This window comes from Mesorhizobium sp. WSM4884 (genome assembly GCF_029625675.1).
In the GTDB taxonomy this organism is placed as follows: Bacteria; Pseudomonadota; Alphaproteobacteria; order Rhizobiales; family Rhizobiaceae; genus Mesorhizobium.
In genome coordinates, this window is sequence record NZ_JARTVO010000006.1 from 168,223 (window position 1) to 181,859 (window position 13,637).

Here is a 13,637-nt window from a genome sequence, read left to right on the forward strand (position 1 = left end):
TGCAGCCGCTCCGCACATATAGTGCGTGTCGCCCAAAAGTGCTGCGTGGTTTTGGGAGAACGACACGCACACAGGAAAAACATCATTTCGCTAGACCACACGGGAGCCCGCCGATGGCCTTCGCCGCCGAAGAACTCCAATCCGACGATGTCTTGCTCGACGCCTACTCGACATCGGTCGCCGATGCGGTCGATCGCATCGGGCCGGCCGTGTGCCGCATCGAGCGCATCGGCGCCGGCGGTCACGGCTCTGGCTTCGTCATCGCGCAGGACGGGCTGGTCGTCACCAATTTCCATGTCGTCGGCGACGCGCGCGCCGTGCGCGTCACGATGCCGGACGGCGCCAACCGCGAGGGCCATGTGCTCGGCCGCGACCCCGATACCGACATCGCGCTGGTGCGCGCCGACGGCAGCTTCGCCGACGTCGCGCCGCTCGGCGATTCCAAACGCCTGCGTCGTGGCCAGATCGCGATCGCGATCGGCAATCCGCTGGGCTTCGAATGGACCGTCACCGCCGGCGTCGTTTCCGCACTCGGCCGCTCGATGCGCGCCTCGACCGGCCGGCTGATCGACGACGTCATCCAGACGGATGCAGCGCTCAACCCCGGCAATTCCGGTGGGCCGCTGGTGTCGTCGGCAGGCGAGGTGATCGGCGTCAACACGGCCATGATCCACGGCGCGCAAGGCATCGCCTTCGCAGTCGCCTCCAACACCGCCAATTTCGTCATCTCCGAGATCATCCGCTTCGGCCGCGTGCGCCGCGCCTTCATCGGCGTCTCTGCCGACACCACCAACCTGCCGCGCCGCGCGGCGCTGCTGTCGCAGGTGACCACGAACACGGCGGTGCGCCTGCGCAGCGTCGAGAAGAACGGTCCCGCCGCGAAGGCAGGCCTGACGGAAGGCGACATCATCGCGGCAATAGACGGCCGGCCGGTCACCGGCGTCGATGATCTCGTGCGCATGCTCGATGCCGAACGCATCGGCCGCGGGACGCTCTGCACCGTCGTTCGCCGCTCCGGCGTCAGCCAGGTGGTGGTGACCCCCGTGGCGCGGAGCTAAGGCAATTCTAGGAAAAGTATGAAGCGGTCGGGCTCGGCGACTTCGCCATAGCCTTCTGTCCGGAATTGCGTGAAAGCATAGAGATAGAGTGGTTCGCGGCGATGGCATTCATGGACGGCTTGTCTCCGGCCCCTCTTCTGTCCAGACGCCCGGTTCCATTTCGTTGAAGCAGCCGAGCTGGCGCTTGAATTCATCGATCAGCCAGGATGCGGCGGGCTTGGGGCTGCGATCGGTGCGGTGCATGGCATAGAGCGGCGAGCGCACTTCGCGATAAGGTTCGAGATCGAGCTCGACCAGCCGGCCGCTGGCGAGATCTTCGGCAATCAGCCAGCGCGGCAGGCCGCCCCATCCCAGGCCCTCACGCATCAGCGCATGCTTGGTGCGCACATCCGTCAGCCGCCAGGTGCGATAGGCAAAGACGCCGTAGTCACGGCCGCGCGTCCGCTCCGACTGGTCGGAGACGACGAGCTGGATGTGCTCGCGCAGATCCTCGATGGCGACAGGTTTCGGCAGTTTCGCCAGCGGATGGTCGGGTGCCGCCGCCGGTACCATCGAGGTGTAGCCGATCCGCAGCAGATTGACATCGGCATCACCTATCAGCCCGCCAAACCCAAGATCCGACTGGCCGTTGACGACCTGATCGACGATCAGACCGAGTGAGCCGATGTAAAGCCGCAGCATCACCGCTGGGAACTGGGCCTCGAAGGCCTTTAGCACTCGCACGAGCGCCGGCGAAGGCAGCGCCACGTCGACCGATACCGTCACTTCCGCCTCCAGGCCTTGCCGGTAGCCGTCGGCGCGCGAGCGGATGCGCTGCAGGACGCCGATCATGCGTCTTGCATCCTCCAGCATGGCCTTGCCGACATCCGTCAGCTGCGGCTCGCGCATGCCTTCCCGCTCGAACAATTTCAGGCCGAGTTGCGCTTCGAGATTGGCGATACCGTAGCTCACCACCGACTGCGCCCGGTTGAGCTTGCGCCCCGCGGCCGAGAAGCTGCCGGCGTCGGCCACGGCCACCAGGATCTGCAATTGGTCGAGCGTCGGATTTGGCTGCATGATCAATCCATATTTTCGATGGATACCATGCAAATTATACCAGTTTTCCCGATAAAGCGGCAATCCCATATGGGGGAGGAAAGTTCAATCCAACCCCAAGGGGACACCGCCATGTCTATTTTGCTTGTTACCTCCAGCCCGCGCGGCGCCGCTTCGCATTCGACCCGCGTCGCCACCGATCTTGCTCAGAAACTGCTTGCCGCGGATCCGTCGGCCAAGCTTGTCGTGCACGATCTCGTCGCCAACCCGCTGCCGCATATCGACCCCGACTACGCGACCGGCATCTACACGCCCGCCGAAGCGCGCAGCCAGCGCCAGGCCGAGGTGGTCGGCGTGTCCGATGCCGTGCTCGACGAAGTATTCGCGGCCGACACGATCATCCTCGCCACCGGCTTCATCAACTTCAACATCTCCTCGACGCTAAAGTCGTGGATCGACCACGTCGCCCGCTCGGGCCGGACCTTTGCTTACGGTGAGAACGGTCCGAAGGGCCTGGTCACCGGCAAGAAGGTCTATATCGTGCTCGCTTCCGGGGGCATCTATTCCGAAGGCGCCGCAGTGCAGATGGATCACGCCATTCCCTACCTGCGCAGCGTGCTTGGCTTCCTCGGCATGACCGACGTCGAGGTCATCCGCGTCGAAGGCGTCGGCATGGGCGCCGACGCTGTCACCGCCGCGCTTGCTAAGGCGGCCGCCAAGGTCGACGCCATCGCTGCCGCGGCTGCGGACCAGATCGCCGTGGCCGCGTAGTCGCTGTTCCAGGAATAAGAAAGGGCAGGCGCCGATGGGCGCCTGCCTTTCTGCATGTCATCGGGCGCTACCGATCTGGAACGACCTTTTCTTCCCGCTGGTGCTGATCACTTCCGACAATTTGAAGACAATGCCACAGGGGCCGACCGCGTTCGCAGGCGAATTCACCACCGACTTGGAGGTGCCGTTCACCGGGCTGAACACTGGCGACGCGGCCGATTACGCTGCTCCATATCGTGCTGTCGAAGCAGTTCATCTGCGGCATCACCCAAGGGGCGGTCAAGTAGGGCGCGGTCGAATAGCGAAGAGAGCAGGACATCAAAAAAGTGGCGAACCAGAACAAGATCATCATCACCTGCGCGGTCACGGGATCGATCCATACCCCGTCAATGTCGCCGTACCTACCGGTAACGGCCGAGCAGATCGCCACCGCGGCCATCGAGGCGGCCGAAGCCGGTGCTGCGATCGTCCATCTGCATGCCCGCAATCCGGTCGACGGTCGCCCTGACCAGTCGACCGAGGCGTTCGCGCCGTTCCTGCGGGTCATCAAGCAGCGCTCCAACTGCGTCGTCAACATCACCACCGGCGGCGCCGCGACGATGAGCGTGGAAGAGCGCGTCAAGCCGGCGAAGATCTTCGCGCCCGAGGTCGCCTCGCTCAACATGGGCTCGATGAATTTCGCGCTGTTTCCGATGCTGGAGCGCTTCAAGACCTTCGAGCACGATTGGGAGCGACCTTACCTCGAAAGCTCGCGCGACCGCATCTTCCGCAACACTTTCGGCGACATCGAGCACATACTGCGCACCTGCGCCGACAATGGCACGCGCTTCGAGATCGAGTGCTATGACATCGGGCACCTCTACACGCTGGCGCATTTCGTCGACCGCGGCCTGGTGAAGGCGCCGTTCTTCGTCCAGAGCGTGTTCGGCATCCTCGGCGGCATCGGCACCCACCCCGAAGACGTCGCCCACATGAAGCGCACGGCCGATCGGCTGTTCGGCAAAGACTATCACTGGTCGGTGCTGGGCGCCGGCCGCCACCAGCTGCCGATCGCCACGCAGGCGATCGCGCTCGGCGGCAACGTGCGGGTCGGCCTGGAGGACTCGCTATGGATCGGCAAAGGCCAGCTCGCCCGCTCGAGCGCCGAACAGGTGACCAAGGTTCGCCAGATCATCGAAGGCCTCGGCGCCTCGATCGCCACGCCCGACGAGGCGCGCCAGATCCTGCAGCTCAAGGGCGGCGACAAGGTCTCGTTCTAGCGAGAGATGGCGATGAGCTCGGTCCGGATCAATCGGATCGAGAAACGCTATCGCAGTAGCTGCTGAAAGGCAGCGCCTACCCGAACATCCTCTCGCCCTGCTCGTCGACGAGTTGCATGCCCTTCTTGATCGAGATGTCGACGGCGTCGTCCAGCCCGGCGAAACGGTCGGCGCGGATGAAGCGGTGCTCCTTCATTACGCCGTCCACTTCCTTGGAGACGACGCCGCAGGTCTGGTACTGGCCGTCGGCCTTGTAGGGCGTGGCGCTGATCAGGAATCCCTTGTGCTCGACCTGCTTTGCCGGCTTCGCGGCTCCGGTATCCGTTGCCTCGCCGCCGCCGCCGAAAAGACGTTTCAGAAAAGACATTTCAGTATCCTCCAACGGCAATCGTCCTGCATCACATAGCGCGTTGCAGGACGATTTTCAGTAGCGGTCGTTGGCTTGGCGGGCAATACCCGCCCGGGGAACCGGTCGCCGCTCAGCGGCGAGACAGCGCCTCGAGCGCCGCCGCGGCGTCTTCCAGGATGCTGATCGCCTCGGCCTGCTTGTCTTCGCTCGCATCGACGATATCGCTGAGCGCCGCACGCAGCCGGTGGCGCAGCGCGCGGAACCGGTCGCGCTTTTCATCCCGCCTTTCATGGCGACCGCGTCGGCCATCCTCGCCCTCGTCGTTCCAGCCGAACCAGTCCCGCGCCTTGGCCATCTTGCGGCCGAAACGCTCAAGGTGATCGAGCACGTTATCGATCATCTCGCGGTTTTCCTCGAGATGCGCCCTGCCCGCCTCGGTGATCGAGAACACCTTCTTGTTGCCCTCGCTGGACGAGACGGCATAGCCCGCTTCCTCGAGGAAGGTCAGGGTCGGATAGACCACGCCCGGGCTCGGGCTGTAGATGCCGCTGGTGCGCTCCTCCAGCGCCTTGATGATGTCGTAGCCGTGGCGCGGCGCCTCGGCCAGAAGCGACAGCGTGATCAGCTTGAGATCGCCATCGGCCAGCATGCGGCCGGCGCGGAACATGTCGCCCGGGCCGCCGCGGCCGCCGCCGCGCATGCCGTGGCCGAACGGACCGAAGCCGCCGCCGCGGCCGCCGAAACGGCCGGCCATATGCATGAACATGCGCTCGCCGAAATGGTTATGCCCGAAATGGTTTTGCTTGTGCATGGATTGCTCCTTGAGTTCTATCTTACGATATATCTTAATTAAGTCGCAGCCCTCGGGGAGTCAAGATATATCTTACGATGTATCGAGAAGAAACTGCGGGAGTGCCGCTCGATCGAAATAAAGATCAGCAAGCTAAAGCCGAAGAGGACTACCAGCGGCCCTTGCGGCGGTTCCAGGCGTAGAGCAGATCGGCGAAACGATCATAGGCAAGGCGCGTCAGCGGCAGCGCGATCGGGTTGCCCAGCAGTGACGCCAGCCAGCTTTCGCCCGGCGTTATCCGCCAGACCGCGACCGCCACGTCGGCGCCCACCAGCAACCTGCCCTCGGCATCGGTCGCATGCAGCCGGCGGCGGATGTCCTCAAGCGAGGCGCCATGTTCGGCCAGCGCCGCCGGCTCGAAATTGATGTCGCGGAATTCGACGCGGCCGGCCTTGACCGCATCGACCAGCCGCCGCCTTTGACGCCTGATGCCGGCATCGCAGACCGGGCAGCGCGTGTTGTACCAGACGGTGAGCCGAAGCTTGGACATCGCGCGACTATCGGCGACGCGGTGTGGCATCGCAATGTGACGCGCAGCTCCAATGGAGCCTTGTCTCCGTCGCCGCTTCACCCGAGCGAGGTGATGATCTCGCGATAGGCGAATTCCGGAAAGGCCTTGAGCGTGCGCGTTCGAACACTGCCGCCCGACGACAGCATCAGCGCGAAACGGGCGAGCACCGCATCGTCCGGAGCCTCGACCACGGCCACCATGTCGCACTCGCCCATGGTCAGATAAAACGCCTTGAACGAACCGCCCATCTCGCTCAGCTGCTTCTTGGCGGCATCGAGCCGCTTCGGCGACTCACGTACGTTCCTGGCGCCCTGCTCCGTCCAGTTGATCAGCATGATGTAAGTCGTCATGACACACCTCCCTCCGGTGCCACGGAGCGCGGCGCCTGGCCGTTACGGCCGACGCCGGGGCGGGCATCCGGCTTGTCGCCCAGAAATGCATCCGACCTCGAAATTAAACTCCTGTCGGGCAGCCCCGGCAAGGCAATGCTATGGCTGGAGACGCAAAAAAGGGCGCCCAAGACGCCCTTTTGATTTTGCCTGTCCAGTGATTTTCGTATCAGCTGTCGAGGAAGCTTCTCAGCTTGCGCGAGCGGCTCGGATGCTTGAGCTTGCGCAGCGCCTTGGCCTCGATCTGGCGGATGCGCTCGCGGGTGACCGAGAACTGCTGGCCGACCTCTTCCAGCGTATGGTCGGTGTTCATGCCGATGCCGAAGCGCATTCTGAGCACGCGCTCTTCACGCGGGGTGAGCGAGGCGAGCACGCGCGTCGTCGTCTCGCGCAGATTGGCCTGGATCGCCGCATCGATCGGCAGGATCGCCATCTTGTCCTCGATGAAGTCGCCGAGATGCGAATCCTCCTCGTCGCCCACGGGGGTCTCGAGCGAGATCGGCTCCTTGGCGATCTTCAGCACCTTGCGCACTTTTTCCAGCGGCATGGCGAGCTTCTCGGCCAGTTCCTCCGGCGTCGGCTCGCGGCCGATCTCGTGCAGCATCTGGCGCGAGGTGCGCACGATCTTGTTGATCGTCTCGATCATATGCACCGGAATGCGGATGGTGCGCGCCTGGTCGGCGATCGAGCGGGTGATCGCCTGCCGGATCCACCACGTCGCGTAGGTCGAGAACTTGTAGCCGCGGCGGTATTCGAATTTGTCGACCGCCTTCATCAGGCCGATATTGCCTTCCTGGATCAGGTCGAGGAACTGCAGGCCGCGGTTGGTGTATTTCTTGGCGATCGAGATGACGAGGCGAAGGTTCGCCTCCACCATTTCCTTCTTGGCGATCGCGGCTTCGCGCTCACCCTTCTGCACCTGGTTCACGATCCTGCGGAATTCCAGGATCGAGATCGCGGTCTCGGTGGCGAGGCTCTGGATCTCGGCACGCAGCTCCTTGATCGCGTCCTTCTCGTTCTTGGTGAATTCCTTCCAGCCGCGCGACGTCAAATTGGCGATCGAGCGCGTCCAGTTCGGATCGAGTTCCGAGCCCTGATATTCCTTGAGGAACTCCTCGCGGCGCACGCCGTAGCTTTCGGCGAGGCGAAGCAGCTTGCCCTCGTTCTGCACCAGGCGCTTGTTGATGTCGTAGAGCTGCTCGACCAGCGCTTCGATGCGCGCGGTGTTGAGCGACAGCGACTTCACCGCCTTGATGAGCTGGTCCTTCAGCTCCTTCAGCCGGCGATCCTGGCTGGGCGAAAGCGTGCCGGCGGCGGCGAGGCGGTTCTCGACCTGCTGGTCCTGCAGCTTGCGCAGCTTCTTGTAGGTGTCGGCGATGACGTCGAGCGTCTCCATCACCTGCGGACGCAGTTCCGCTTCCATCGCGGCCAGCGACAGGCTTGCCTCGTCCTCGTCGTCTTCCTCTTCTTCGAGCCCACGCGTGTCGCCGCCGACATTGGTGATGTCGTCCTCTTCGTCGCGCGCCACCGCGCGGCCGCGCGGCTTTTCCTCGGGCTTGGCGGCTTCCTCGACGCGTTCGACGACCGGCGCCTGCTTGGCCTCGGGGCCGGCATAGGTCGCCTCGAGGTCGATGATCTCGCGCAGCAGGATCTTCGATTCGTTGAGCTCGTCGCGCCAGATGATGATCGCCTGGAAGGTGAGCGGGCTTTCGCACAGGCCCGCGATCATCGTTTCGCGGCCGGCCTCGATACGCTTGGCGATCGCGATTTCGCCCTCGCGCGACAGAAGCTCGACCGAGCCCATCTCGCGCAGATACATGCGCACCGGATCGTCGGTGCGATCGGTCGGCTCTTTCTTGGCGGTCGTGGTGGCGACGGCAGTGCCGGTCTGCTCGGCAAGCTCGTTGGCATCTTCGTCGGAATCGGCACCCGAGTCGGCCGCTTCTGCCTCCTCGCCCTGCTCGTCGTCCTCGACGACGTTGATGCCCATGTCGGACAGCATGGCCATCGTGTCCTCGATCTGCTCGGAGGTCACTTCCTCCGAAGGCAGCACCGAGTTCAGCTCGTCCATGGTCACATAGCCGCGCTTCTTGGCGGCCTTGATCATCTTCTTGACAGCATCATCGGAAAGGTCGAGCAGAGGGCCATCGGTGGCGCCTTCGCGTTCGGTCTCGACCTCTTCCTTTTCCTTTGTCGCCATTCTTTGTCGTCTCCAAGCGGCCTAGTGTCGACCGCGTAAGCTGCCGGAACCGGTCATACCGGATGCGCTCGCACCAGAACGCTTCTTACCGGGCCAGTAACCGCATCTCTCGTTAAGTCCAGATTAACCCTGGTATCTGTGGCAGGCCTTTTGCCTGTCCAGTCACCAGCACCTCACATCGCTCAAAATTTCCCGCCGACGCCGGGGCACGGTTAACGTTTCGAATCGTCCTGATTCCGCCAATCTGCCAGAAGGTCAAGCGCCTCTGGCATGATTCGCATGAAAAAAGCGAATCAATTACCCGACTTAGAGGCGTCGATTCGACGCGCCTGCGCATTTCCACTTCATTTTCGCGGCCGGCTGAACTAAACGCGTCCAGCCCTGCCTGAGGAAACGCCGAACCCTTCGATCAGCGCTTCCGTTGCCTGTACATCGTTGAATTGCGCTTGAATCTCGACGAGATGCCGGAAGTTTTCATCCGAAGGGTCTGCATCGAGCGCCGCCTGCGCCTGTTTCAGCTCCCTATGTAAGGTGCGCGCGCTGCGCTGCAAGTGCAGCGCTTGGTTGAAGGCGTCGCGGGCATCGTCAAGGCCGGCGGTTTCGAGCGCCGGCCACTGCCTTGCGCGCTTGATCAGCGCGACCGCACGCTCCCAGATGCTGCCGCAGCCGGCGCGCTCGATGGTCGCGATCACCGCGTCGCGGTGGTCGGCCGCGTCATGCGCCATCGCGTCGAGGATGGCGGCGTGCAGCCGCCGCAAATCCGAATTGGCCAGGTCGAGGAATTCGACATGCGCGAAATTCTCGTCGATCAGTGGCGGATGGTTGACCAGCGCCACGATGATCGTCGCTTCGCGCACCGACATGGCTTCGCCCGTCCGCTTGACCAGCGCCGAGCGGCCGAGGCTTTCGGTGATGGCGGCGCGTGCGCCGGCAGCGCCTCGGCCAAACGCCCCGCCTGGCGCCGAACCTCTGCCACGCTCGCCCAGCCGACCGTCCTGGCGCCCCCCCTGATGGCCTTGCCGCGCGCCGCGCTGCGAGCCGAAGAAGCTCAAGACGCGCTCGCGCATCTCCTGTTGATAGTGGTAGCGCAGGCTTTCGTCGCGGATGCGGCCGGTGAGCTCGCGCAGCGCCTTTTCGAGCTCCGCCCGCCGCTCCGGCGTGTCGAAGACGCCGCCGGCCGTCTCGCGCATCCACAAAAGATCGGCAAGCGGTCTCGCTTCCGCCAGCACCGCGCGAAAGGCGTCCGGACCGTCCATCTTGACGAGGTCGTCCGGATCCTTGCCTTCGGGCAGCAGCGCAAAGCGCGCCGAGCGTCCGGGCTGGATCGCCGGCAGCGCGAGGTCCGCGGCGCGCCAAGCTGCCTTCAGCCCGGCCTGGTCGCCGTCGAAGCAAAGCACCGGTTCGCCGGCCATGCGCCACAAGAGCTCGAGCTGGTTTTCGGTGAGCGCGGTGCCGAGCGGCGCCACGACGTTCTCGAAGCCGGCCTGCGCCAGCGCGATCACGTCCATATAGCCTTCGACGGCGATCACCGTGCCGCCCTTCGCTACCGCTTTGCGCGCGCGGGCGAAATTGTAGAGCACATTGCCCTTGTGGAAGAGCTCGGTCTCAGGCGAGTTCATGTATTTCGCAAGCGCGTCCGGCGCCAGCGCGCGTCCGCCAAAGGCGATGATCCGCCCACGCGAATCCGGGATCGGAAACATGATGCGGTCGCGGAACCAGTCGTAGGAGACCGGGATGTCGTCGCCGTGCCGCACCAGCCCGCAGGCCTCGATATCGGCCTTCGGCACGCCCCTGGCGGCAAGATATTCTTTCAGCGCGTTGCGGCTGTCCGGCGCATAGCCGAGCCGGAAGGACTGCTGTGTCGCCGGCGTCAGGCCGCGGTCGCACAGATAGGCGCGGGCTTTTGCCCCTTCCGGTCCCTGCAGCCGCTCCTGGAAGAAGACGGTCGCCATCTCCATGACGTCGGTCAGGCTGGCGCGTTCCTTCTCGCGCCGCTCCTCGGCGGCATCGCGCACCGGCATCGGCACGCCGGCCATCTCGGCGATCTTTTCGACCGCTTCGGGAAAGCTCATGCCGTCGAGCTCGGTCAGGAACTTGAAATGGTCGCCCGAGACCGAGCAGCCGAAGCAATGGTAGCGCCCTTTCTTGTCCTCGCAGTGGAAGGACGGGCTCTTCTCGCCGTGGAACGGGCAGCATGCCCAGAAATCGCCGCGCGATGCGTTGGACTTCTTCCTGTCCCAGGAGACGCGCTGGCCGATGACCGAGGAAATCGGCACGCGGTCGCGTATCTCGTCGAGGAAGGCGGGCGGAAAGCGCATCGGGAAAGGCTCGTTTGCCTCCATATAATCAAGCCGTCCGGGCGCGACGACTCGTTAAAGCCCATCGTACCCGCTTTTCACAGCCAAAAAGAAGGCGGCCAAGCGGCCGCCTTCTTGGTGTTCGGACCGTTGCCGGGTCAGTGCGCGGCGATTGCGCCGAAGATGATGCCGGAGACGATGCTGACCAAAAGATAGTCGTTGCCGACGCGGATCCACTCCTGGCCGGGACCGGGACGGCGCAGACCGTAACGGTTCCAGTCGCGCACCGCCTGATGGCGCTTCCAGTTGGAATATCTCTGGCCGCTGCGCCAATGGCTGCGCCTCACCACCACCTTCTTCTTGACCACTACCTTCTTCTTCACGACGCCCGGCTTCTGCCAGTCGACCTGGATGTAGTTCGACTGCGGCGCGCTCGGCCGGTTGAGCGACGCGGCCTGGCCCGAGAGGGCCGAGGCGGCCAGCATCGAGGCAGTGACGACGGAAAGTATGAGACGCTTCATGGTCGGTGCTCCTTGGTTGTCGATAGGCAAGGAGATAGCCGGGCCCGGATGAACCGAAACTGAACGTCAGGATTACAATCCTGTAATGATTTCCAATGCTTATATAAGCTGCTTCAACAACCTGCAGAGACCAGGCAGATCATCGGCCAGGCATACGCGTGAAGTCTGCCGCCCGATTCACAGGCGACATGCAACCAATGTGCCCTCTATCCATTTCCGACACACGCCGTCGCGTGCCGAACGTCGGCCGAATCGGGCAAAATTTATTATCCGGCTAATGTAAACTGCTGTAGTCTCGACCTTCGAAATGCTCGCGATTCGTACCCTTTTCCGCTTCCTTGCCGCCTCGCCGCGGGGTTCGGCATGAGCGGATCCGTCGTCCTTCTGCATCTCGCCGGCGCGGTGGCGCTGATGCTGTTTGCCACCCGTATGGTGAAGACGGGTGTCGAGCGCGCCTACGGCGACGTGCTGCGCCACAGGCTGCGCGCCACGATGCGCAATCCGCTGATGGCGGTGCTGGCCGGCTGCGGTCTCGCGATCGCCTTGCAGAGCTCCACCGCCGTCACGCTGCTGGTCGGCTCCTTCGCCGGCGCCGGCATCGTATCGGGTGCCGCCGGGCAGCTTGCCGTGCGCGGCGCCGAGATCGGCTCGGCGCTTGTCGTCAAGCTGTTGACGTTCGACCTGTCGCTTCTGGTGCCGGTCTGCCTCGTCGCCGGAACGGTTATGTTCATGGCTACGGAACGGCGCGACTGGCGCCAGTTCGGCCGCATCCTGGTCGGCATTGCCCTGCTGCTGCTCTCGCTGGAGATGATCGGTCAGGCCTCGGAGCCGCTGCGCCAGAGCACGCTGATGCCGATGATCGTCAATTATTTCTCCGGCGATCCCATCACCGCCTATCTTTTGGCGGCACTCGTCACCTGGCTGTTCCACTCCTCCATCGCCGCTGTGCTGTTGATGGTGACGCTGGCCGGCCGCGGCTTCATCCCGCCGGAGCTCGGCATCGTGCTGGTGCTCGGCGTCAATCTCGGCTCCTCGATCATCGCGCCGTTGCTGACCCGTAATGCCGATCCCGGTGTCCGCGTCGTGCCGGTCGGCAACCTCCTGATGCGCGGTATGGGCTCGCTGATCATGCTGATCCTGTTCATGACGGTGAAGCCGCCGGTCGGCTTTCTCGGCGCGACCGGGCCGGACCAGCTCGTCAACGCGCACATCCTGTTCAACGTGGTCATCCTGCTGGCTGGCCTGCCGCTCGCCGGCCTCGTCTACCGTGCCTCCGAAAGCATCGTGGCGCTCGGCGCGAAGCCCGAACCCGCGGCAGCGCTCGACGTTGTCGAATTGTCGGCGCTGAACGAGAGCGCGCTCGACACGCCGAGCCAGGCACTGGCCAATGCCACGCGCGAGGTGGTGCGGGTCTGCGAGACGGTCGAGATCATGCTGAAGCGCATCATCGAGCTCTACGAGAGCGCCGACGGCGACAAGATCAAGGCGCTGGCCGCCCTCGATGACCGAGTCGACAAAAAGCACGCGGCGATAAAGCTCTATCTCGCCAAGGTGACGAAGAACCCGCTCAGCGAGGACGAGGCGCTACGCTGCCAGGAACTGATCGGCGCCTGCGTCAAGCTGGAGCAGGTCGGCGACATCATCGTGCGCAACATGCTGGTGCATGTCAGGAAGAAGCTCGAGCGTGGACTGGAGTTCACGCCCGAAGGCTGGCGCGAGCTCTTCGCCTTCCATGCCTCGGTGCTCGCCAATGCGCGGCTAGCCTTCAACGTGCTGGTCTCGCGCGACCCGGAAACAGCCCGGCAACTGGTGTTGGAGAAGGACCTGCTGCGCGAGCGCGAGAAAGAGACGAGCGCCAGCCATTTCGTGAGGCTGCGCGACGGCACCGCCAAAAGCGTCGAGACCAGTTCCATCCACCTCGACACCATCCGCGACCTCAAGCAGATCAACTCGCTGCTCGCCTCCATGGCTTATCCCGTGCTCGAGGAACGCGGCCTGCTCGGCGGCTCGCGGCTCAAAGCGGGCTGACAAAATTTAGTCTTTGCTCATCCTCGCATGCGTCGGCTAAGGAACATCCGAGGCCCAACGGGAGGATGATTTAGTCGATGGACACCCATTCGCGCAGCTTCGTCAAGGCGCTTTCCTGGCGCGCAACCGGCACGATCGACACGATGATCATCTCCCTCGTGGTGACTGGAAGCATTAAGCTCGCTGTAGCCATCGGCGGCACTGAAGTTGTCACCAAATCGCTGCTCTTCTACCTTCATGAGCGAGCATGGCTGAAAATTCCTTACGGCAGGCACGGGAAGCCGGCCTCGTCCCCGGCGACCGAGGCAGAGCTGGGCCTGGTCAAGAAAAGCTAAAGCGGCATCGACAATTTCTTCATTGCCGGCAGCG

General features: G+C 63.8%; 13 protein-coding genes. 5 read left to right on the forward strand and 8 right to left on the reverse strand.

Annotated features, from left to right (window positions below; genetic code table 11):
* Positions 1 to 113 precede the first annotated feature (113 nt).
* Positions 114 to 1,058, forward strand: coding sequence for a trypsin-like peptidase domain-containing protein (locus P9236_RS12020; protein WP_278074831.1), 945 nt, complete (start codon positions 114 to 116; stop codon positions 1,056 to 1,058).
* Positions 1,059 to 1,166: 108 nt separating this feature from the next.
* On the opposite strand, the gene P9236_RS12025 is transcribed toward P9236_RS12020, so the two are convergent.
* A complete protein-coding gene (locus P9236_RS12025; protein ID WP_278074832.1) occupies positions 1,167 to 2,114 on the reverse strand; it encodes a LysR family transcriptional regulator in 948 nt (315 codons plus the stop codon).
* Positions 2,115 to 2,225: 111 nt separating this feature from the next.
* Between P9236_RS12025 and P9236_RS12030 the strand changes: the two genes are divergently transcribed.
* Together P9236_RS12030 and P9236_RS12035 are read left to right on the forward strand one after the other, a co-directional pair.
* Positions 2,226 to 2,864: an FMN-dependent NADH-azoreductase gene (locus P9236_RS12030; protein WP_278074833.1), complete on the forward strand. Its 639-nt coding sequence runs from the start codon at positions 2,226 to 2,228 to the stop codon at positions 2,862 to 2,864.
* A 326-nt stretch (positions 2,865 to 3,190) separates the two neighbouring features.
* A complete protein-coding gene (locus tag P9236_RS12035; protein ID WP_278074834.1) occupies positions 3,191 to 4,123 on the forward strand; it encodes a 3-keto-5-aminohexanoate cleavage protein in 933 nt (310 codons plus the stop codon).
* Positions 4,124 to 4,199: 76 nt separating this feature from the next.
* Here the strand turns inward: P9236_RS12035 and P9236_RS12040 are convergent, their stop codons facing one another.
* The 7 genes from P9236_RS12040 to P9236_RS12070 form a co-directional block, all read right to left on the reverse strand.
* Positions 4,200 to 4,490 carry an HlyU family transcriptional regulator gene (locus P9236_RS12040; protein WP_278074835.1) on the reverse strand — a complete coding sequence of 97 codons (291 nt, stop codon included), beginning with the start codon at positions 4,488 to 4,490 and terminating at the stop codon, positions 4,200 to 4,202.
* Between the two features lie 112 nt (positions 4,491 to 4,602).
* The gene (locus P9236_RS12045; protein ID WP_278074836.1) at positions 4,603 to 5,283 is read right to left on the reverse strand and encodes a PadR family transcriptional regulator; all 681 of its coding nucleotides are present in this window, start codon (positions 5,281 to 5,283) and stop codon (positions 4,603 to 4,605) included.
* Between the two features lie 148 nt (positions 5,284 to 5,431).
* Positions 5,432 to 5,812, reverse strand: a complete 381-nt coding sequence (locus P9236_RS12050) for a DCC1-like thiol-disulfide oxidoreductase family protein (RefSeq protein WP_278074837.1) — start codon at positions 5,810 to 5,812, stop codon at positions 5,432 to 5,434.
* Between the two features lie 77 nt (positions 5,813 to 5,889).
* The gene (locus P9236_RS12055; RefSeq protein WP_278074838.1) at positions 5,890 to 6,183 is read right to left on the reverse strand and encodes a GYD domain-containing protein; all 294 of its coding nucleotides are present in this window, start codon (positions 6,181 to 6,183) and stop codon (positions 5,890 to 5,892) included.
* Positions 6,184 to 6,391: 208 nt separating this feature from the next.
* Positions 6,392 to 8,422, reverse strand: coding sequence for an RNA polymerase sigma factor RpoD (gene rpoD / locus P9236_RS12060; protein ID WP_278074839.1), 2,031 nt, complete (start codon positions 8,420 to 8,422; stop codon positions 6,392 to 6,394).
* A 365-nt stretch (positions 8,423 to 8,787) separates the two neighbouring features.
* A complete protein-coding gene (gene dnaG, locus P9236_RS12065; protein WP_278074840.1) occupies positions 8,788 to 10,740 on the reverse strand; it encodes a DNA primase in 1,953 nt (650 codons plus the stop codon).
* A 137-nt stretch (positions 10,741 to 10,877) separates the two neighbouring features.
* On the reverse strand, positions 10,878 to 11,240 hold the full coding sequence (locus tag P9236_RS12070) for an RcnB family protein (RefSeq protein WP_278074841.1): 363 nt from the start codon (positions 11,238 to 11,240) through the stop codon (positions 10,878 to 10,880).
* Between the two features lie 363 nt (positions 11,241 to 11,603).
* Here P9236_RS12070 and P9236_RS12075 point away from each other — a divergent pair, with 363 nt between their 5' ends.
* Together P9236_RS12075 and P9236_RS12080 are read left to right on the forward strand one after the other, a co-directional pair.
* A complete protein-coding gene (locus P9236_RS12075) occupies positions 11,604 to 13,268 on the forward strand; it encodes a Na/Pi cotransporter family protein (protein ID WP_278074842.1) in 1,665 nt (554 codons plus the stop codon).
* A gap of 77 nt (positions 13,269 to 13,345) precedes the next feature.
* A complete protein-coding gene (locus P9236_RS12080) occupies positions 13,346 to 13,603 on the forward strand; it encodes a DUF2061 domain-containing protein (RefSeq protein ID WP_278074843.1) in 258 nt (85 codons plus the stop codon).
* The last annotated feature ends 34 nt before the right edge of the window (positions 13,604 to 13,637 follow it).